We start from the raw sequence: 19,627 nt of genomic DNA on the forward strand, positions 1-19,627 counted from the left end.
ACCAGGTATGCATACTCCACGCCATGTCCATCCGCCACGGCCTGCTCGCCCTCCTCGAGCGCGGCCAGATGTACGGCTACCAGCTCCGCTCCGCGTTCGAGGAGTCGACCGGGTCGACCTGGCCGCTGAACATCGGGCAGGTGTACACCACCCTGGCCCGGCTGGAGCGCGACGGCCTGGTCCGCTCGTTGCCGGAGAGCGAGGCCGGGCAGCGGCCGTACGAGATCACCGACGCCGGGCGGGCGGACCTGGCGCTCTGGTTCGCCACCCCGATCAGCCGGGCCGACCGGCCCCGGGACGAGCTGTCGATCAAGCTGGCCCTGGCCCTCACCACCCCCGGCGTGGACGTCCGCGCGGTGGTGCAGACCCAGCGCAGCGCCACCATGCGAGCCTTGCAGGAGTTCACCCGGTTGAAGTACGCCAGTGACAAGCCGGAGGATCTGCCCTGGCGCCTGGTGCTGGACGCGATGATCTTCCAGGCCGAGGCCGAGGTCCGCTGGCTCGACCACTGCGAGACCAGCCTGGTCCGCCACCGCCCGGCGCCGAGCCGGCCGGTCACCCACCCGGAGGCGGTGGACCGGGCCGACGAGGAGGCCCGGCGGTGACGCCAGGAGGTGAACGCATGAGCGGTGTGCTGGAACTGCGGGCGGTGCACCGGACCCACGGCGCCGGCGAGGCGGCCGTGCACGCGCTGCGCGGGGTGAGCCTCAGCGTGGCGGCCGGCGAGCTGGTGGCGGTGATGGGCCCCTCCGGCTCCGGCAAGTCCACCCTGCTCGCACTGGCCGGCGGGCTGGACCGCCCGACCGGCGGGGAGGTGGTGGTCGAGGGCGAGTCCCTCGGCGGCCTGCGGGCCCGCGACCTGGCCCGGCTGCGCCGCCGCCGGATCGGCTACGTCTTCCAGGATCTGAACCTGCTCGGCAGCCTCACCGCCGCGGAGAACGTGGCGCTCCCCCTCGAACTGGACGGCGCCGGCGTCCGGGCGGCCCGCCGGCAGGCCCTGGCCGCGCTCGCCGAGGTGGACGTGGCCGGGCTGGCCGACCGGTTCCCCGACCAGATGTCCGGCGGCCAGCAGCAGCGGGTGGCGATCGCCCGCGCCCTCGTCGGCGAGCGCCGCCTGGTCCTCGCCGACGAGCCCACGGGCGCGCTCGACTCGCAGGCCGGCGAGGCGGTGCTGCACCTGCTGCGCCGCCGGGTGGACGCCGGCGCGGCCGGGGTGCTGGTCACCCACGAGGCGCGGCACGCCGGCTGGGCGGACCGGGTGGTGTTCCTCCGCGACGGGGTGCTGGTGGACTCGACGGCCCCGCTGGTCGGCGTGGAGCACCTGCTCAGCGGCAGCGGTCGGTGAACCGGGGCCGGCTCGCCGCCACGCTCGGGTCGTGGCGTACCGCGCTGCGGATCGCCCGGCGGGAGGCGCGCCGGGCGCGCCGGCGTACCGCGCTGGTGCTGGTGATGATCGCGCTGCCGGTGCTCGGGCTGAGCTTCGCCGCGGTGAGCTACGACATGGCCGAGCTGACCCGGGCGGAGCGGATGGACCGGGAACTCGGCGCCGCCGACGCGGAGCTGCGCTGGATCGACGTGAACCCGATCACCCAGGACGCCTGGGGGGAGGGTTCCTGGCCGGTCGAGGGGGACCCGGTGGCCCGGGCCCACCCGGTGACGGCCGACGAACTGCGGGCGCTGCTGCCCGCCGGCACCCGGCTCACCCGGCTGCGCCGCTGGGTGCCGTTCGACGTACGGGTCGACGGGAAGACCGTGTCGTTCGACGCCCGCGCCGTCGACCTGACCGACCCGCTCGCCCGCCCGCTGGCCACCCTGCGCGAGGGCCGGCGGCCGACCCGGCCCGACGAGATCGCGATGAGCCCGAAGGCGCTGCGCCGGCTGGGCGCCCGGCTCGACGAGCCGGTGCGGACCGTCGACGGCACGACCTACCGGGTGGTCGGGGTGGTGGAGTTCCCGGACAGCCTGCGGGAGGTGGTCGCGCTCCGGCCGGAGATCCCGCCCGGTCCGCCCGGCGTGATGGACGAGAACTGGCTGGTGGACCTGCCCGGGCCGGTGGACGGGACGCTGGCCGACCGGCTGAACGCCCGGGGGATCCTGGTGACCGCCCGAACCCCGCTGCCCGGACGGGACGAGATGGCCACCGGTCCGAACCTGCCCGACGCCGAGGAGGCCGGCAACACGGTGCTGGTCGGCGGGCTCGGCCTGCTGGAGGTGGTGCTGCTGGTCGGCCCGGCCTTCGCGGTCGGCGTACGCCGCCGGCGGCGGGACCTCGCCCTGGTCGCGGTGGCCGGCGGGGACGCCACGCACCTGCGCCGGATCGTGCTCGCCGACGGGGTGGTGCTCGGCGCCGGCGGGGCGGCCGTCGGGCTGCTGCTCGGCGTCGGCGCCGCGTTCGCCGGCCGCCCGCTGGTCGAGCAGTACGTGCTGCAGGCGCGCTTCGGGGCGTACCGGGTCTTCCCCGCGGCGCTGGTGGCGATCGTGGCGGTGGCGGTGCTGGCGGGCGTGCTGGCCGCGCTCGCCCCGGCCTGGGCGGCGGCCCGGCAGGACGTGGTGGCCGGGCTGGCCGGCCGGCGGGAGCCGCCGCCGCCGGGTCGCCGCTGGCTGGTGCTCGGGGTGCTGCTCACCGTGGCCGGCACCGCCCTGGCCGCGTACGGCGCCACCCGGACCACCCCGACCGGGGTGCTGGCCGGGGTGGTCCTGGGCGAGCTGGGGCTGGTCTTCTGCACCCCGACGCTGATCGGGCTGCTGGCCCGGACCGGCCGGCTGCTGCCGCTGACGCCCCGGCTGGCGCTGCGCGACGCGAGCCGCAACCGCTCGTCGGCGGCGCCGGCCATCTCCGCGGTGATGGCGGCGGTGGCCGGCAGCGTGGCGCTCGGCGTCTACGTGGCCAGCGACGACGCCCGGCAGCGGGCCGCCTGGCAGCCCGGCCTGCCCCCGGGGCACGTGCTGCTGCAGCGCACCGACGGGCCGGCCACCGGCGCGCTGCCATCGGCCGGCGAGGTGGCGGAGCCGGTCCGGGCGGTGCTGCCGGGTGCCACGGTCGTTCCGCTCGCCGCCCCGCAGTGCGCCCGGCCGGCGGATCCGGAGGACTACTGCGTCGCCAGCGCGGTGCGCCCGCCCGAGCAGCGCTGCCCCTACGACCCCATCGACCTCGGGCCCGCCTCGGCGCGGACCGACCCGCGCTGCGTCCGGCCGTTCCGCGAACCGAGCGACCTCTACCTGCCGGCCCTCGTGGACGACGGGACCGCGCTGCCCGCGCTCACCGGTGCCCCGGCCCAGGAGGTGGCGGCGGCCCGCCGGACCCTGCGCGCGGGTGGGGTGGTGGTCACCGATCCCGGGCAGGTGGTGGACGGCCGCGTGCGGGTGGAGGTCAGCCACGGCTCCGGCGCCCCGACGGCCGCGGGCACGCTGCCCGGGTACGCGCTGCGCGGTGGCCTCCCGGTGGACCGGCTGGTGGTCTCCCCGGCGGCGGCCGCCACGCTCGGCCTGGTGGCCGCTCCGCTGGGCTATCTGGTCGACACCGCCGACGCGCCCACGACCCGCCAGCGGGACCGGTTGGCCGCCGAGCTGACCGGGGTCGCCCCGCTGGCGGTCCAGGTGGCTACGGCCGGGCCGCCGTCCGACCAGCGCCCGCTGCTGCTCCTGCTGGCCGGCGCCTCCGGCGTGATCACCCTGGGCGCGGCCGCGGTGGCCACCGGCCTCGCCGCCGCCGAGGGCCGCCGGGACCTGTCCACCCTCGCCGCGGTCGGCGCCGATCCCCGGGTACGCCGGGTGCTGTCGCTCTGCCAGGCCGGGGTGATCGCGGTGCTGGGGTCGGTGCTCGGCATCGTCGCCGGCCTCGGCTCGGCGGCCATCGTCCTGGTCTCGCTCAACCGCCGGTACGCGCAGTCCTGGCCGGTGGAGCCGCCGTACCCGCTGGTGGTGCCCTTCTCGACGCTGACCGTGCTGGTGGTGGTGCCGCTGGTGGCCATGGTCGGGGCGGCCCTGCTCACCCGGTCCCGCCTGCCGGTCGAGCGCCGGCTGGACTGACGGCGCTCGATCCGGTCCGGCCGGTCGGGGGGTGTCGCGGGCGGAACGCGGGCGGCACACTGAGCGGGTGTCCGCCGTGCAGTCCCTCACCCGCCGTCTCGGTCACCAGAAGTGGTTCGCCGCCACCATGCGCCTGTTCGTCCCCGCCGACCGGCTGGTCGGCCGGCTCACGAAGGGGCGGGTGGTCGCCTTCGGGCTGGTGCCCTCGCTGGTCCTCACCACCACCGGCCGCCGCTCTGGCAAGCCGCGCAGCAACCCCCTGCTCTACGTGCCGGACGGCGACGCCTTCGTGGTGATCGGTTCGAACTGGGGGCAGCAGCACCAGCCCGCCTGGTCGCTGAACCTGCTCGCCCAGCCGGCCGCCGAGGTCGACGTCAAGGGCCGCCGGATCCCGGTGCGCGCCGAGCCGGTCAGCGGCGCGGAGCGGGAGCGGCTGTTCACCCGGCTGGTCGACGAGTGGCCCGCCTACCGCACGTACGTGGAGCGCGCCGGCGGCCGGGAGATCCGGGTGTTCCGGCTGGTCCCGGCGGGCGAGCCGGCCGCCTGACCGTCGGGCGCGGCGAGCCGGCGGGGCCGGTCCGGCTGGCTAGGGTGGTGGTCGGTCGACGCGCGCCGGACCGCCGCCGGGCGGGCCGCGCGCGGAACGGAGGTGGACCGTGGACGCCGGCGGCGCCGATCTGGACACCGACCGCTACCTGGACGATCCCCGGTGGCGGGTCGCCGAGCGGGTGAGTGACGCGGTGCTGCGCCGGTTCCCGGCGGACGTCCTCGCCGTGGCGGTGCACGGCCCGCTCGCGCACGGGGACGACGACGGCGGCGGCAACGGCGAGGTGGGGCTGCTGGTGGCCACCTACCGGCCGGGCGGCGGGCCGTCGCCGGCCACCCGCCGGGTGGACGGCGTGCTGGTCGACCTCACGGTGGCCGGGGCCGACGACTACCTGCGGCAGGCCACGGCGATCACCGCGCTCTGGCCGCTCACCGCCGACCGGTACGTCACCACCCGCGCCCTGCACGACCCGACCGGCTGGCTGCGTACCCTCCGCGACGAGCACCTGGCCCGGCTGGCCCGGGCCCGGCCGGCCGAGTTCACCGCCGCGGCCCGCCAGGCCTGGTACCGGGGCAGCGCGGCGCACACCCGGGCGCTGCGGCTGGCCGAGTGGTACGAGACGGACCCGGCGCTGCTCATGCTCGGGGAGGCCCGGCTGGCCGCGGCCACCGTGCAGGGGCTGCTGAGCCGCACCTACTTCCGGGACCCGGGCGACGCGGTGCGGCGCACCGGCCTGGCCGGGGCGGACATGACCGAGGTGGGCACGGTGCTGGCCCGCCAGGCCGAGGAACTGGCCGCCCGGGGCCGCCCGGTCGACGGCACGGTCAGCGACCTGCTCGGCGGCTAGGCCGGAGCCGGGCCGGTCAGCCGATCCCGCCCTGGATGCCGATCAGGGCGCCGACCAGGTAGGTGGCGCCGGCCGCGAGGCCGCCGAGCAGCAGCTGCCGCAGCCCGCTGGACCACCAGTTGCGGTTGGTGAACCGGGCCACGACGGCCCCGGCCACGAAGAGCCCCACCCCGCCGACGGCGAGCGCCAGCGCGAGGCTCGTGAAGCCGAGCAGGTAGGTGACCAGCGGCACCAGCGCGCCGACCGAAAAGCAGAGGAACGAGGAAACCGCGGCCGCCCACGGGCTGGGCTGCTCGTCGGGGTCGACGCCCAGCTCCTCCCGGACGTGCACCCGCAGCGCCTCCTCCGGGTTGCGCCGCACCGCCTCGGCGACCTGGGTGGCCAGGTCCCGCGGCAGCCCCCGGGCCACCCACGCGTCGGCCAGCTCGCGGGCCTCCGCCTCGGGATGCCGTTCCAGCTCGCGCCGCTCCTTGGCCACCTCGGCGGCCACCTGCTCGTTGGCCGAGCGGACGCTCGTGTACTCGCCCAGCCCCATCGAGATGGCGCCGGCCACCAGCCCGGCCGCGCCGGTGAGGACGACGCTGCGCGGGGAGACCCCGCCGCCGCCGACCCCGGCGATCAGCGCGATGTTGGTGACCAGCCCGTCCATCGCCCCGAACACGGCCGGCCGGAGCCAGCCGCCGGACACGTCCGCGTGGTGCGCCTCGCGCAGCGCCGCCGGGGTGTCGGTCACGGCAGGGTGAGGATCTCGTGGCCGTCGTCGGTCACGACGATGGTGTGCTCGAACTGCGCCGTCCACCGGCGGTCCTTGGTGACCACGGTCCAGCCGTCGTCCCACATGTCGTACTGGTAGGTGCCGAGGGTGATCATCGGCTCGATCGTGAAGGTCATCCCGGGCTCCATCACGTCGGTGGGGCGCGGGCTGTCGTAGTGCGGCACGTAGAGGCCGCTGTGGAAGGACTCGCCGATCCCGTGGCCGGTGAAGTCGCGCACCACGCCGTAGCCGAACCGCTTGGCGTACGACTCGATGACCCGGCCGATCACGTTGATCTGCCGGCCCGGTGCGACCGCCTTGATGCCGCGCATCATCGCCTGGTGGGTCCGCTCGACCAGCAGGCGGGCCTCCTCGCTCACCTCGCCCACGCAGAAGGTGGCGTCGGTGTCGCCGTGCACCCCGCCGACGTACGCGGTCACGTCGACGTTGATGATGTCGCCGTCCTCGAGCACCGTCGAGTCCGGGATGCCGTGGCAGATGACCTCGTTGAGGCTGGTGCAGCAGGACTTCGGGAAGCCCTTGTAGCCCAACGTCGACGGGTAGGCGCCGTGGTCGCAGAGGAACTCGTGGACCACCTTGTCGATCTCGTCGGTGGTCACCCCCGGCTTGCAGTGCTCCCCGGCGAGCTGGGTGGCCTGGGCGGCGAGCCGGCAGGCGAGACGCATCTTCTCGATGGTCTCCGGCGTCTGCACGTGCGAGCCGCGCCACTCCTGCGGACGCTTCTTGCCGACGTACTCGGGACGCGGGATGTGAGTGGGAACCGCTCGCCACGGGGAGAGCGTGCCGGGGATCAGCGGCGCACGGACGGTCATGATTACAGCCTATCGCCGCACCCCTGGTGACCCCCGCCACGGCCCGCTCGCCCGGGTTGTTGCCGCACCGCAGGCGCTGTGCCATTGTTGCTCCGTGGATCAAGGGGGCGCGCCGCCCGTCTTCTCCGCGACAGCGGAGATCGACGGTGATCAACTGCATGTCCAGGTGGTAGGCGAGGTCGACATGGCGACCGCCGACACCATGTACCAGACGGTCCTCCGGGACTCCGCCCGCCACGTCACGCTCGACCTGCGGGCGGTGACCTTCTTCGACTCCGCGGCGATCCACGCCGTGGTCCGGCTGGCCCAGCAGCTCCCCGGCGCGCTCACCGTGCTGCCGTCCCGTCAGGTGCGGCGGGTGCTGGAGATCTCCGGCCTGGGCGAGCAGGACTGGCTGGCGCAGGCCTGAGCCCCCGCCCGCCGCGGCCTCAGCCCGCCAGCCGGCGGCGCAGGACCAGCTCGGTGCCGTCGTCCGTGCGGGTCACGGTCATCTCGCCAAGCGCCTGGATCAGCGCCAGCCCCCGGCCCCGGAAACTCGACCCGGTGGACTCCCGCCACCGGCCGCTGTCCCGGACCGTGGCGGTCACCGTCCGGTCCTCGATGGTCACCTCGACGCCGATCATCGGCTCGGCCGGGGCGACCGGGTGCTCGATGGCGTTGGCGGCGGCCTCGGAGATGGCCACCGTGAGGTCGAACAGGTCGGTCTCGCCGACGTGGTGGGCGACCAGGAAGTCCTCCAGCCGCTTGCGCAGCACGCTGAGCCGGGTCGGGTCGGCCGGCAGCCGCAGCGCGAAGCGGTTCAGCTCGGTCGCCTCCAGCGCGAGCACCGCCACGTCGTCGTGCCGGGTCCGCTCGGCGACCCGCTCGACCACCGCGTCGACCAGGTCGGCCACGTGCTCACCCGGCGTGGTCGCGTCGGCCCGGAGCTGGCCGAGCCCGGCGTCGATGCCGGCCTGCCGGTCCTCGATGAGCCCGTCGGTGTAGAGCAGCAGCCGGCCGCCGGGGGCCAGCTCGGCGTCGACGGTCCGGTACGCCGTGCCGGGAATCGCCCCGACCGGCGGCCCGAGCGCCCGATCGTGCAGGAACACCGCCTCATCTCCTCGGATCAGCAGCGGCGGCGGGTGGCCGGCGCTGGCGTATCGGAGCCGGCCGGTGCGCGGGGAGAAGTGGAGGCAGACCACGGTGGCGAACGAGCCGCCCTCGGTGGAGCCGACCAGCCGGTTGAGCCGGGTCAGCGCCTCCCCGGGGTCGTAGCCCTCCAGCACGTACGCCCGCAACGCGTTGCGGAGCTGGCCCATCGCCGCGGCGGCCCGCACCCCCTTGCCGACCACGTCGCCGATCACCAGCACCAGCTCGTCGTCGGGAGTGCCGATCACGTCGTACCAGTCGCCGCCGACCTCGATGTCGGCGCCGCCCGGCAGGTAGCGGCTGGCCACCACGGCGCCGGGAAGCTGCGGCAGCGTACGCGGCAGCAGGCTGTGTTGGAGGGTGGTGGCGATCCGGTGCTCGGCCTCGTAGAGCCGGGCGTTCTCCAGCCGTACGCCGACCAGCCGCGCCAGCTCGGTGAGCGCCGCCTGCTCGGCGCCGCCACCCTCCCGGCGCCAGACCCGCAGCTCGCCGAGCTGCTCGTCGGTGGTGCCGGTCAGCGGGAGCACCACCGACGGCTCGGCGGACACGTCCCCGCCGCTGTCCGCCTCGTAGCGCGCCCCGTTGGCCGTGACCAGCACGCGGGCGGCCTCGGCCAGGCTGAGCGCGTGCCGCGCGGCGACCTGCACCACCTCGGCGGTGGACCGGGCGGTGTTGATCGCCACGGCGGCGTCGGCGAGCGCCCGCAGCCGGCGGATGATCTGGCCGCGGAGCTGGCCCAGCTCGACGTTGGCCCGGACCCGGGCGATCAGTTCCTGGCTGGAGAAGGGCTTGGTGAGGTAGTCGTCCGCGCCGACCGAGAGCCCGGCGACCTCCTCCGCCGCGCCGGCCCGGGCGGAGAGGAGCACGATCGGCACGTGCCGGGTGACCGGGTTGGCGCGCAGTGCGGTGACCAGCCCGAAGCCGTCCAGCCGGGGCATCATCACGTCGGTCAGCACCAGGTCGAACGGGGAGTCGACGGCCAGCCGCAGCGCCTCCACGCCGTCCGGCACGGCGACCACCTCGTACGCCGGGGAGAGCAGCCGGCTGACGTGCTCGCGCAGGTCGGCGTTGTCGTCGGCGACCAGGATCCGGCCCGCTCCACCCGGCACCCCGACCGGCTCCGGCAGCCCCCCGGGCCGGGCCACCTCATCGGTCCAGAGCGCCGTCTCGGCGACGTAGAGCCGGGCCTGCTCCGGCTCGGCCAGCGCCGCCGGGGCGAGGGCCGAGACCCGGTCGGCGGGCAGGTGCGCGTAGCCGAACGGCACGGTGACCCTGAAGGTGGTGCCGTGGTCGACGACGCTGTGCGCCTCGACCGCGCCGCCGTGCATCTCGACCAGCTCGCGGACCAGGGCGAGGCCGATGCCGGTGCCCTCGTGGGTGCGGGCCCGGGCCCCGGGCACCCGGTGGAACCGCTCGAACACCTGCGGCAGTTCCTCCGGCGCGATACCGACCCCGGTGTCGGCGACCTCCAGCACGGCGACGTCGGCGCCGGCGCTGACCCGGACCCGGATCTCGCCGTCGAAGGTGAACTTGACCGCGTTCGACACCAGGTTGAGGACGATCTTCTCCCACATGTCCCGGTCGACGTAGACCGGTGAGGGCAGCGGCGGGCAGTCCACCACCAGGCGCAGGCCGGCCCGTTCGGTGACCGAGCGGAAGGTGCTGGCCAGCCGGGAGGTGTAGTCGGACAGGTCGGTGGGCTGGTAGCGGGCGGTCAGCCGGCCGGACTCCAGCCGGGAGAAGTCGAGCACGGTGTTGACCAGCTTGAGCAGCCGCAGCGCGTTGCGGTGCATCATGGCCAGCCGGTCGAGGTACGCCTCGGGCACGTCGCGGTCGGCGAGCAGGTCCTCCAGCGGCCCGAGCACCAGCGTGAGCGGGGTGCGGAACTCGTGGCTCACGTTGGCGAAGAAGTTGGTCTTGGCGCGGTCCAGCGCGGCGAGGGCGGCGGCCCGGGCCCGCTCCTGCTCGTACGCCCGCTGCTTGCCGACCTCCCGGGAGATCTGGGCGGCCACCAGGTCGGCGAAGTGGCGGTAGTCGTCGGTGAAGGGCAGCCGGCGAGCCACCCCGAGCAGCAGGACGCCGGCCGGCTCGTGGACGGCGGTGAGCGGCAGCAGCAACGCCCGGTCGGCGGCGTCCGGCGGCACCGCGCCGAGCAGGTCGGCGGTGGAGACCCAGCGGGCCTCGTCCGGGGTCTCGCCGGGGCCGGGGGCCGGCGGCCCGCCGGTGACCGTGGCCGGGTCCAGCCCGGCGCAGCCGGCCAGCACCGGTGCGCCGTCCTCGTCGTGCAGCCAGACGGCGCTGAACGGCACGTCCTCCCGGTGCGCGTCGAGCACCCGCGCGGCCGTCCGGCCCAGCTCCACGGTGCTGCGCACGTCGGCCAGCTCGGTGCCCAGCTCGGCCAGGGTCCGCAGCCGACGCTCACCGACCACCCGCCCGGTGGTCTCGTTGACGAAGCAGAACACCCCGCTGACGCTGCCGTCGGCGTCCCGGATCGGGTCGTACGAGATATCGAAGTAGACGTCCTCCAGGAAGCCGTGCCGGTTGAGCACGAAGGGGTGGTTCTCGCCGCGGTAGGGCGTGCCGGTGCGGTGCACCCCGTCGAGCAGGGGCCCGAGCACGTCCCAGGTCTCCGCCCAGTGCCGGCGGGCGGACTGGCCGAGGACCGCCGGGTGCTTGTCGCCGATGGTGGGCCGGTAGGCGTCGTTGTAGAAGGCCAGGTGGTCCGGGCCCCAGAACAGCACGATCTGGGCCCGCGAGGAGAGCATCGTGCTGACCGCGTGGTGGAGCGCGGGGGGCCAGCCGTGCGGGGCGCCGAGCGGGGTGCGGGACCAGTCGAAGCCGCGTAGCCGCTCGCCCATCTCGCCCCCCGCGTCGAACGCCGCGCTCAGCAGTGGTGGAAGCGCCTCCCCGGTTTCCGAGGACGAACGACCAACGCCCCCGCCCCCCTGGGCCGAGCCCATGCAGCCTCCCGCTCCGGCCGAATCCACGACGACCGGCGCAGCCACGCCGGTCGTCCCCGCCTACTACCCAGGCGGAGGAGCAACGTAACGCATCCCCGCCCTGAGACGCTGGTTACGTACGCCTCATCCTGACGTAACCGGCGGCCGGCGGCGAGTCGAGCGCTCCCGCGGGTCGGCCCGGCCGGTGTCGTGGGGCGTGGCGGCACCGGCCGCCGCGCGGACCAGAGCGGCGACGGGCCGGGGATCGGCGTCGTTCTCCGGGTGCCACTGCACGCCGAGCAGGAAGCGCCGCGCCGGATCCTCCACCGCCTCCACCACCCCGTCGTCGGCCCAGCCGGTCACGGCCAGGCCGCCCGGGTCGGCCACCCCCTGATGGTGGTACGAGTTGACCCGGTCCACCCCGGCCATCACCGCCCCGGCCAGGCTGCCGGCGGCGAACCGGACCGGATGCGACCCGTACACCCCCGGGGCCGGGCGGTGGCCGTCGTGCCCCACCACGTCCGGCAGGTGCTGGTGCAGCGCGCCGCCGTAGGCCACCGCGAGCAGCTGCATGCCCCGGCACACACCCAGCACCGGCAGGTCGGCGGCGAGCGCGGCGGTCAGCAACGTCAACTCCCCCGCGTCCCGGTCCGGCCGGCTCTCGGTACGCGGGTCGGGCGGCTCGCCGTACCGCTCCGGGCCGACGTCGGCGCCCCCGGCCAGCAGCAGCCCGTCCAGCACCCGCAGCACGTCCGCGTCGGCGTCGTCCGGGGGCAGCACCACGGCCCGGCCGCCCGCCGCCGTCACGGCCCGGACGTACGCCTGCGGCACCAGCGTCGCCGGCACGTCCCGCCACACCGCCCAGCCGGCCGGCTCGACGTAGGCGGTCACGCCGATGAGCGGCCGCCGACTCATAGGGGCGTCACGTACGCGCCGGTGATCCCGCCGTCCACCACGAACTGCGCGGCGGTCATGAACGAGGCGTCGTCGCTGGCCAGGAAGGCCACCGCGGCGGCGATCTCCTCGGGGTTGCCGAACCGGCCCATCGGCACGTGGACGAGGCGCCGGGCGGCCCGCTCCGGGTCCTTGGCGAACAGCTCCAGCAGCAGCGGCGTGGCGACCGGGCCGGGGCAGAGCGCGTTGACCCGGATGCCCTCCCGGGCGAACTGCACGCCCAGCTCCCGGGTCATCGCCAGCACCCCGCCCTTGCTCGCCGTGTACGCGATCTGCGACGTCGCCGCCCCCATCAGCGCCACGAACGAGGCGGTGTTGATGATCGAGCCCTTGCCCTGCCGACGCATGTGGGGGATGGCGTACTTGCAGCAGAGGTAGACGCTGGTGGTGTTGACCCGCAGCACCCGCTCCCAGGCGTCCAGCCCGGTCTCCAGGATCGAGTCGTCGTCGGGCGGCGAGATTCCGGCGTTGTTGAAGGCGACATCCACCCGGCCGTGTCGCTGCGCCACCCCGTCAAAGAGTTCCCGGACGGCCGTCTCGTCGGCCACGTCGGCGGCGACGAACTCGCCGGCCACCTCGTCGGCGGCCCGCTTGCCCGCCTCGGCGTCGATGTCCACGCAGACCACCCGCGCCCCCTCGGCGGCGAACCGCCGCACGGTGGCCAGGCCGATGCCGCTGCCCGCCCCGGTCACCACGGCGACCCGGTCCTGAAGCCGTCCCTGCATCTCACTCCTCCGTGCTGATGAACACGTTCTTGACGTCGGTGAAGGCGTGCAGCGCGTCCGGACCCAGCTCCCGGCCGAGGCCGGAGCGCTTCATCCCGCCGAACGGGGTCCAGTAGCGCACCGAGGAGTGCGAGTTGACGCTGAGGTTGCCGGACTCGACCGCCCGGGCCACCCGGACCGCGCGGCCCACGTCCCGGGTCCAGATCGAGCCGGAGAGCCCGTACTCGGTGTCGTTGGCCAGGCGGATCGCGTCCGCCTCGTCGTCGAACGGGAGCACCGAGACCACCGGGCCGAAGATCTCCTCCCGCCAGTGCCGGTCGGTCGGGGAGTCGGCGAGCAGCACGGTCGGGGCGTGCCAGAAGCCGGCGCCGTCGGGGCGGGCGCCGGTGAAGGCGACCTTCGCCCCGTCGACGTACCCGGAGACCCGGTCCCGGTGCCCGGCGGAGATCAGCGGGCCCATCTCGGCGCTCTCGGCGGCCGGGTCCTCGACCCGGAACGCCCGCACGGCCGGTTCGAGCAGTTCCAGGAAGCGGTCGTACACGGAGCGCTGGACCAGGATCCGGGAGCGGGCGCAGCAGTCCTGGCCCGCGTTGTCGAAGACCGCGGCCGGCGCGGTGGCCGCCGCCCTCGCCAGGTCGGCGTCGGCGAAGACCAGGTTGGCGGACTTCCCGCCCAGCTCCAGCGTCACCCGCTTCACCTGGGCGGCGCAGCCCGCCATGATCCGGGTGCCGACCTCGGTGGAGCCGGTGAAGCAGACCTTGCGGACGGCCGGGTGGGTGACGAACCGCTCGCCCACCACGCCGCCCTGACCGGGCAGCACGGTGAACACGCCCTCCGGCAGGCCGGCGTCGAGGGCCAGCTCGGCCAGGCGCAACGCGGTCAGCGGGGTCAGCTCGGCCGGTTTGAGCACCACCGTGTTGCCGGCGGCGAGCGCCGGGGCGAAGCCCCAGCCGGCGATGGGCATCGGGAAGTTCCACGGCACGATCACCCCGACCACGCCGAGCGGTTCGTGGAAGGTGACGTCGAGCCCGCCGGGCACCGGGATCTGGTGCCCGGTCAGCCGCTCCGGCGCGCCCGCGTAGTAGTCGAGCACATCCCGGACGTTGCCGGCCTCCCAGCGCGCGTTGCCGATGGTGTGGCCGGCGTTACGCACCTCCAGCAGCGCCAACTCCTCCCGGTGCGCGTCGACCACGGCGGCGAACCGCCGCAGCAGCCGCGCCCGGTCCCCCGGCGCCACCGCGCGCCACGTCTCGAAGGCCGCCGCCGCCCGCTCGATGGCCGCGTCCGTCTCCGCGAGCGAGGTGGCCGGCACCTCACGCAGCGGCTCACCGGTCGCCGGGTTGATCACCTGGGTCACGCGCCCCACCCTTCTCCTGGCGGCATCCCGAGCGCAAGGTCAGAGGCGTTCGAAGCCACGCGTCAGCTCCCAGTCGGTGACGGCGGCGTCGAAGGCGGCCAGTTCCACCCGCGCGTTGTTGGCGTAGTGGTCGACCACCTCGGCGCCGAACGCCTCCCCGGCGGTCTCCGAGGACTCCCAGAGGGCCAGGGCGTCCCGGAGCGTGCCGGGCACCCGCTCGGCCTCGGCGTCGTCGTACGCGTTGCCGGCACACTCCTCACCCAGCTCCAGCTCCCGCTCGATGCCGTGCACCGCCCCGGCCACCAGCGCGGCGATCGCCAGGTACGGGTTGACGTCGGCGCCCGGCACCCGGTTCTCCACCCGCATCCCCTGGCCGTGCCCGACCAGCCGCAGCGCGCACGTGCGGTTGTCGGTGCCCCAGCGCAGGGCGGTCGGGGCGAACGAGCCGGGCTGGTAGCGCTTGTAGGAGTTGATGTTGGGGGCGAACAGGAGGCTGAACTCGCGCATGGTGGCGAGCAGCCCGGCCAGCACCCGCTGCCCGGTGGTCGACAGGTGCGCCGGCCCGTCGCCGAGCATCGCCGAACGGCCGTCGGCGTCGCGCAGCGAGAAGTGGATGTGGCAGGAGTTGCCCTCCCGCGCGTTCGGCTTGGCCATGAAAGTGATCGACATGCCCTCCTGGGCGGCGATCTCCTTCGCCCCGTTCTTGTAGATGACGTGATGGTCGGCGCAGGCCACCGCCTCGTCGTAGCGGAAGGCGATCTCGTGCTGGCCGAGGTTGCACTCCCCCTTGGCGCTCTCCGGGGTCAGCCCGGCGCCGGCCATCTGGTTGCGGATCCGGCGCAGCAGCGGCTCCACCCGGGCCGTGCCGAGCAGCGAGTAGTCCACGTTGTACTGGTTGGCCGGGGTCAGCTCCCGGTAGCCGCGCCGCCACGCCTCCTCGTACGAGTCGCGGAACAGCACGAACTCCAACTCGGTGCCCGCGTACGCGGTCAGCCCGTGGGCGGCCAGCCGGTCGAGCTGCCGGCGCAGGATCTGCCGGGGCGAGGCGACCACCGGGCCTGAGCCGTCCAGCCACTCCAGGTCGGCCAGCAGCATCACGGTGCCGGGCTGCCAGGGCACCCGGCGCAGCGTGTCCAGGTCGGGCCGCATGGCGAAGTCGCCGTAGCCGCGTTCCCAGCTCGACATGGCGTACCCGTCGACGGTGTTCATGTCGACGTCCACCGCGAGCAGGTAGTTGCAGCCCTCGCTGCCGTGCGCGACCACCTGGTCCAGGAAGTAGGGGGCGTGGAACCGTTTGCCCTGGAGGCGGCCCTGCATGTCGGTCAGTGCGAGCACCACCGTGTCGATCTCGCCCTCGGCGACCGCGACGCGCAGCTGTTCCAGCGTGAGCGGAGCTTTCCTCATTGGCGCGCCTCCATCACCAAGGTCTACTGGCAGAACGGATCACCGTCAATGCCCCCTGCGGCCACCAACGCAAACGCGATCGGCCGGTGGCGGAAGCCGGGGCGGTCGCGGGCGCGCGAGCGCGCCGGTCGGGGTGCTCCTACGCGCCGGGTGCGGCCTCGGCGGTGACCGGCTGCCGCAGGATCGTGCGCTGCTTCTCGGGTGCGACCCTGCGGAAGTCACTGAGGTAGATCTCGTGGTGCGTGCCCGCCATGCGGAACCCCTGGGCGGGGATAACCTCGTGATGCAGGTGCGAGAGCACGACCGCCTCGTCGTCGAAGGAACCGACGTGCAGCGTCTGCACGCACCGCCCCTCGGACAGCGGCTCCAGACGGACGTCGTCCAGACGCGCCGGCCGGTTCTTCGCCCGGGCCTGCTCGACAGCGGCGCCGACCATGGCCTGGTCGATCCAGTCCGGGACCATGAGCATCAGCGTCCAGTCCCACCGCGACTTGTCCCGCGCCGAGGTGAAGGAGGACATGTCCTCGGCCCACCACAGGCCCTCCAGCGGCGGGACGACGTAGTCCCGCTCGAGGTCACGCTTGCTGGCGAACTTCAGCTTGTACGCCACGGGATAGAGCGCTTCGACCGCCTCGACGAAGGCGGGCGAGGTGTTGGGGTCGCCGTGGCCGTCGATCATGAGATAGCTCATGTCGGGCACGTCCACCACCCGGAACCGGCCCTGTCGGGCCTGGTAGGCGTCGAGGGTCTTCCTGAAGTCCGTCTTGTTCGTCATCGCGCACCTGGACTCGGGGCGGCGAGCCACTGCCTTCCCGCCCGTAGGGCAGAGGGAGCACGGGAACCTCACGCGCCGTCCGCGGGAGGGGAGTTTGGTTGTACCCAACCCCTACGACACCCTGGGGTCCCTGGCCGTCAATAGCGCGATGGACGAGACGCTGTGGAGCCGGCTGACCGGGGCGGATCAGGACCGCGTCGACCGGCTCATCGCCCACGGCCGGATGATCCCCGCGATCCGCGCCGTCTCCGACGCGTTCACCCCCCGGCCGCCGCTGCGGGACTGCCACGAACTGGTCCTGCACCGGCTGGCCGCGCTCCAGGAGGAACTGCGTCGGGACCCGACACCGGCGAACGACCTGCCGGCGCTGCTCGCCCGGGTCGCGGCGCTGCCGGCACCACCCGCCGCGATCGAGGCGCGGTGGCGCGGCGAACGACCCGCCCCGGACGTGCTGCTGGTCGCCGCCCTGCACGGCCCGCTGGGCGAGGCCCCGCTCACCCTGGTCCGGCACCGGGACAACCTGGCCGGGTCCACCGGCCGGGTCCCACCGTGGCCGGCCGCCGACGCGGCGGATCGCCTCGGCACGGGACTCGCCGACCACCTGGGCGTGCCGTTCCGATTTCCCGGTCCCGACCATCCCGACCGGGTGCAGCGGCCCGCGTCGCGCCCGGGAACGGGTCCGGGAAGCGGGCTGGCGGAAGCGGAGTCAGTCGCGGGCGCGCGCCCAGGCGAGGAAGCGGTGGTACAGGTCCGGGACGCGGTCCGGGTTGAGCCGGGCCAGTTGCTCCGTGGCCTCGGCCATCAGCCCAGCGAGATGGAGCAGTAACCCGGTCCGGTTCCCCCGGTACTCGACGAGCAGCGACAGCCGTGCCGGCTGGCAGGGCCACTCCGCGCCGCAGCTCCGGCACCGCCAGAGCGGGCGCATCGGGACGTGCGGGATGGTCCGTCGCCCCATTACCGCAGCCGGCGGGCCACGGCGCGGGCTTCCTCGCCGGTCAGCGGCAGGAACCAGAGGAACCGCCGCACGATCTCCGGAGGCTCCGGCCCATCGGGCCGTCCACGCAGATCCCGGATGGCACCGCGGAGCAGCGACGACATGACCGGAATGAGCGCCGCGGAGTCGACCCGGAGAGCGCGGTAGGCGAGGCACGGCCAGGGCTCGCCGCAGCGCCCGCAGTCCCAGGTCGGGCGGTGGCCGACGTGCGCGGTCGCCGCGAGCACACCGGACACCGGTGGTCCCCGTTCGCCCGCCGCTCCGCCGCCGGTGCCGACCGGCCCGCGCTCCAACAGCCTCCTGGCCGGGCACCGGAACCATCGGGTACGCACATCAGCCTCCTCGTCGTTGGAGGGGGCCGCCCTGGTTCAGGGAAACAGGGCGGCCCCGGGCAGGAGTCCGCCCCGCTGCTCGACTGCGCCAAGCGGACCCGCGTGAGGGACACATTGCCGAGGGTGATGGGACGAGTACACGACGTTCATCTATTCGCTGAGGACGTTCAGGACATCCTTCTTGGGACCGGGATGACCCACACACTTCACAGCGCCATGGCCGAAGCCGGCGAGACAGCCGAGAGCTTGGCAGCTCAGACCGGCGTGGATCCGAAGACGGCAGCTCGTTGGATCTCGCCGGGACGGATACCTCAGCCTCGCCGACGTGCGCAGGTGGCCGCGCTCCTAGGCCGGGACGTTGGGGACCTATGGCCCGATGACGCCCCTATGTTTGTCAAGTCGTCGGGATAGGCGTTGTCGCTGGTGACAGGGCTGCGGTGATGAGGGGGAAGATCTGCCGGGCGACGTAGCGCTTGAGGCAGCGGATGGTCTCCTTCGTGGACTTGTCCTCGGCTGTCCGTTTGATGGCGTAGTCGCGGGTGCGTTGGTCGCGGCCGAGTCGGGTCAGGACGATGGTGTAGAGGGCGCTGTTGGCGCGCCGGTCGCCGCCGCGGTTGAGGCGGTGGCGGGTGGTCTTGCCCGATGACGCCTCGATCGGGTTGACGCCGCAGAGGGCGGCGAATGCGGCGTGGTTGGCCAGTCGGTCGGGTTGTCGCCGGCGGTGATGAGCAGTGCTGCGGCGGTGTCGGGGCCGACGCCGTGCTGCTCGAGCAGCTGCGGCGCGCAGGCGGTGATGGTGGCGCTCATCTGCTGTTGCAGGGCGCGGGCCTCGTCGGTGAGGGCCAGGACGCGGCGGGCCAGGCTGCGCAGGACCGTGATGGTTGCCGCGCGGGTGCTGTGGTCGGTGGTGGGGGGTAGGGCTGCGCAGCGGCGGATCAACGCGACGCGGCCGAGACCACTCAGCGATTCGCGCAGTGTCGGGTCGGCGCGCACCAGCACGGCCTTGAGCTGGTTGATGGCCTGGGTGCGGGCCTTGACCGCCGAGTCCTTGGCGATCTTGAACATGCGGATCGTCTCCACGGCGCCGTCGCCGCTCTTGGCCAGGCCGGTGGCCTGCCCGGACAGCACCGCGCGGGCGGCGTTCTCCGCGTCGATGGCGTCGCTCTTGCCGCGCCGTCGGCGCACGGCACGGTCCGGCCGGTTGACCTCGATGACCTGCACCCCTTCGCGGTGCAGGTGCCGGGTCAGGGCGGTGCCGTGGGAGCTGGTGCCTTCCACGCCGGCGCGGCGCAGCCGGCCGTGTCGGCGAGCCCAGTCCACCAGATCGGCGTAGCCGGCGGCGGTGGTCGGGAACGCACGCGTGTCCAGCCGGGCGCCCAACGTGGTGATCACCGCGGCGACGTGGGCATCGTTGTGCGTGTCCACCCCCAGGATGATCTCCTCATCCATGAAGGTGGCATCGGTCGGGGCGTCGGTGGTCAAGCCAGATCCTTCGACAAGGGGTCAGGGGACCGACGTCGACCAGACGCGGTGGTCAGGACTGTGACGGTGCGTGGCAAGGCCCCTATCGGGACACATCCGCGTCTGGCCGAGGTCGGTGCCGCCCGTGGCGAGGTCGACGGGTCATCACGAACGCACCCGCAGGGCCAGTCTCAAGCTGAGTCAGACCCCGCCCGCCGGGCGGCACCTGCCCATCCTCACAGTCCTCAAGCGACGGGAGCCGCAGTGGCTGCGCGAATGGGTTGACTGGGAGCGGGAGGCAGTCGCACTGCGCTGGTTCGAGCACATGTGGATACCCGGCCTCCTGCAGACCGAGAAGTACGCCCGCGCCACCCTCGCTGGGGAGGCCCTGACAGCGACCGAGGTTGAAGACCTCGTCGCGTCGCGGTTGGGTCGACAGACCATCCTGCACCGGGACCGTCCACCACTGCTCATCGCCGTGGTCTTCGAGGGGGTTAACAACTATTGGTGTGTCGGTGGTCGTTAGCGGCATCTAGCGCCCTATAGTT

General features: G+C 74.2%; 18 protein-coding genes and 2 pseudogenes. 9 read left to right on the plus strand and 11 right to left on the minus strand.

Annotation, left to right across the window (positions count from 1 at the left end):
• Positions 1-23 precede the first annotated feature (23 nt).
• The 5 genes from ACFYPD_RS14625 (at position 24) to ACFYPD_RS14645 (ending at position 5,423) form a co-directional block, all read left to right on the plus strand.
• A complete protein-coding gene (locus ACFYPD_RS14625) occupies positions 24-605 on the plus strand; it encodes a PadR family transcriptional regulator (RefSeq protein ID WP_189193840.1) in 582 nt (193 codons plus the stop codon).
• A 17-nt stretch (positions 606-622) separates the two neighbouring features.
• Entirely contained in the window at positions 623-1,345 is a 723-nt protein-coding gene (locus ACFYPD_RS14630) for an ABC transporter ATP-binding protein (RefSeq protein ID WP_387112990.1), read from the plus strand.
• The gene (locus tag ACFYPD_RS14635; RefSeq protein WP_387112991.1) at positions 1,342-4,029 is read left to right on the plus strand and encodes an FtsX-like permease family protein; all 2,688 of its coding nucleotides are present in this window, start codon (positions 1,342-1,344) and stop codon (positions 4,027-4,029) included. Before ACFYPD_RS14630 ends, ACFYPD_RS14635 begins: the two co-directional genes overlap by 4 nt.
• A gap of 67 nt (positions 4,030-4,096) precedes the next feature.
• Complete coding sequence (locus ACFYPD_RS14640; RefSeq protein ID WP_387112993.1) at positions 4,097-4,576, plus strand: nitroreductase family deazaflavin-dependent oxidoreductase; 480 nt, start codon at positions 4,097-4,099, stop codon at positions 4,574-4,576.
• Between the two features lie 109 nt (positions 4,577-4,685).
• The gene (locus ACFYPD_RS14645; RefSeq protein WP_387112995.1) at positions 4,686-5,423 is read left to right on the plus strand and encodes a nucleotidyltransferase domain-containing protein; all 738 of its coding nucleotides are present in this window, start codon (positions 4,686-4,688) and stop codon (positions 5,421-5,423) included.
• 16 nt (positions 5,424-5,439) lie between these two features.
• Here ACFYPD_RS14645 and ACFYPD_RS14650 read toward each other — a convergent pair whose 3' ends face one another.
• A complete protein-coding gene (locus ACFYPD_RS14650) occupies positions 5,440-6,156 on the minus strand; it encodes a VIT1/CCC1 transporter family protein (RefSeq protein ID WP_387112997.1) in 717 nt (238 codons plus the stop codon).
• On the minus strand, positions 6,153-7,010 hold the full coding sequence (gene map, locus ACFYPD_RS14655) for a type I methionyl aminopeptidase (protein ID WP_387112999.1): 858 nt from the start codon (positions 7,008-7,010) through the stop codon (positions 6,153-6,155). The genes ACFYPD_RS14650 and map overlap by 4 nt, the downstream gene beginning before the upstream one ends.
• 94 nt (positions 7,011-7,104) lie before the next feature.
• Between map and ACFYPD_RS14660 the strand changes: the two genes are divergently transcribed.
• On the plus strand, positions 7,105-7,419 hold the full coding sequence (locus ACFYPD_RS14660) for an STAS domain-containing protein (protein WP_387113001.1): 315 nt from the start codon (positions 7,105-7,107) through the stop codon (positions 7,417-7,419).
• A 19-nt stretch (positions 7,420-7,438) separates the two neighbouring features.
• Here ACFYPD_RS14660 and ACFYPD_RS14665 read toward each other — a convergent pair whose 3' ends face one another.
• From ACFYPD_RS14665 to ACFYPD_RS14690, 6 genes are all read right to left on the minus strand, one after another.
• Positions 7,439-11,098 (minus strand): SpoIIE family protein phosphatase, encoded by a 3,660-nt coding sequence (locus ACFYPD_RS14665; protein ID WP_387113003.1) that lies wholly within the window; start codon positions 11,096-11,098, stop codon positions 7,439-7,441.
• Between the two features lie 123 nt (positions 11,099-11,221).
• Positions 11,222-11,992, minus strand: a complete 771-nt coding sequence (locus tag ACFYPD_RS14670) for a gamma-glutamyl-gamma-aminobutyrate hydrolase family protein (protein WP_387113005.1) — start codon at positions 11,990-11,992, stop codon at positions 11,222-11,224.
• The gene (locus ACFYPD_RS14675) at positions 11,989-12,756 is read right to left on the minus strand and encodes a 3-oxoacyl-ACP reductase (RefSeq protein ID WP_387113007.1); all 768 of its coding nucleotides are present in this window, start codon (positions 12,754-12,756) and stop codon (positions 11,989-11,991) included. Before ACFYPD_RS14675 ends, ACFYPD_RS14670 begins: the two co-directional genes overlap by 4 nt.
• Before the next feature lies 1 nt (position 12,757).
• On the minus strand, positions 12,758-14,113 hold the full coding sequence (locus ACFYPD_RS14680; protein ID WP_387113009.1) for an aldehyde dehydrogenase family protein: 1,356 nt from the start codon (positions 14,111-14,113) through the stop codon (positions 12,758-12,760).
• A 39-nt stretch (positions 14,114-14,152) separates the two neighbouring features.
• Positions 14,153-15,517 (minus strand): glutamine synthetase family protein, encoded by a 1,365-nt coding sequence (locus ACFYPD_RS14685; protein WP_387113011.1) that lies wholly within the window; start codon positions 15,515-15,517, stop codon positions 14,153-14,155.
• 139 nt (positions 15,518-15,656) lie between these two features.
• Positions 15,657-16,292 carry a GyrI-like domain-containing protein gene (locus ACFYPD_RS14690; RefSeq protein WP_387113013.1) on the minus strand — a complete coding sequence of 212 codons (636 nt, stop codon included), beginning with the start codon at positions 16,290-16,292 and terminating at the stop codon, positions 15,657-15,659.
• Positions 16,293-16,440: 148 nt separating this feature from the next.
• Between ACFYPD_RS14690 and ACFYPD_RS14695 the strand changes: the two genes are divergently transcribed.
• Positions 16,441-17,118, plus strand: coding sequence for a hypothetical protein (locus tag ACFYPD_RS14695; RefSeq protein WP_387113014.1), 678 nt, complete (start codon positions 16,441-16,443; stop codon positions 17,116-17,118).
• Between the two features lie 128 nt (positions 17,119-17,246).
• On the opposite strand, the gene ACFYPD_RS14700 is transcribed toward ACFYPD_RS14695, so the two are convergent.
• Positions 17,247-17,522 carry a hypothetical protein gene (locus ACFYPD_RS14700; protein WP_387113016.1) on the minus strand — a complete coding sequence of 92 codons (276 nt, stop codon included), beginning with the start codon at positions 17,520-17,522 and terminating at the stop codon, positions 17,247-17,249.
• 288 nt (positions 17,523-17,810) lie between these two features.
• On the opposite strand from ACFYPD_RS14700, the pseudogene ACFYPD_RS14705 reads away from it, so the two are divergent.
• Positions 17,811-17,996 (plus strand): annotated as a pseudogene (locus ACFYPD_RS14705) (XRE family transcriptional regulator); the annotation flags it as partial.
• Between the two features lie 16 nt (positions 17,997-18,012).
• Here ACFYPD_RS14705 and ACFYPD_RS14710 read toward each other — a convergent pair.
• Together ACFYPD_RS14710 and ACFYPD_RS14715 are read right to left on the minus strand one after the other, a co-directional pair.
• Positions 18,013-18,273, minus strand: a complete 261-nt coding sequence (locus ACFYPD_RS14710; protein WP_387113401.1) for a transposase — start codon at positions 18,271-18,273, stop codon at positions 18,013-18,015.
• Positions 18,183-19,100, minus strand: coding sequence for a transposase (locus ACFYPD_RS14715; RefSeq protein WP_387113017.1), 918 nt, complete (start codon positions 19,098-19,100; stop codon positions 18,183-18,185). Before ACFYPD_RS14715 ends, ACFYPD_RS14710 begins: the two co-directional genes overlap by 91 nt.
• Positions 19,101-19,326: 226 nt before the next feature.
• On the opposite strand from ACFYPD_RS14715, the pseudogene ACFYPD_RS14720 reads away from it, so the two are divergent.
• Positions 19,327-19,602, plus strand: a pseudogene (locus tag ACFYPD_RS14720) (Scr1 family TA system antitoxin-like transcriptional regulator); the annotation flags it as partial.
• Between the last annotated feature and the right edge of the window lie 25 nt (positions 19,603-19,627).

This window comes from Micromonospora sp. NPDC005299 (assembly GCF_042872345.1).
GTDB lineage: Bacteria > Actinomycetota > Actinomycetes > Mycobacteriales > Micromonosporaceae > Micromonospora.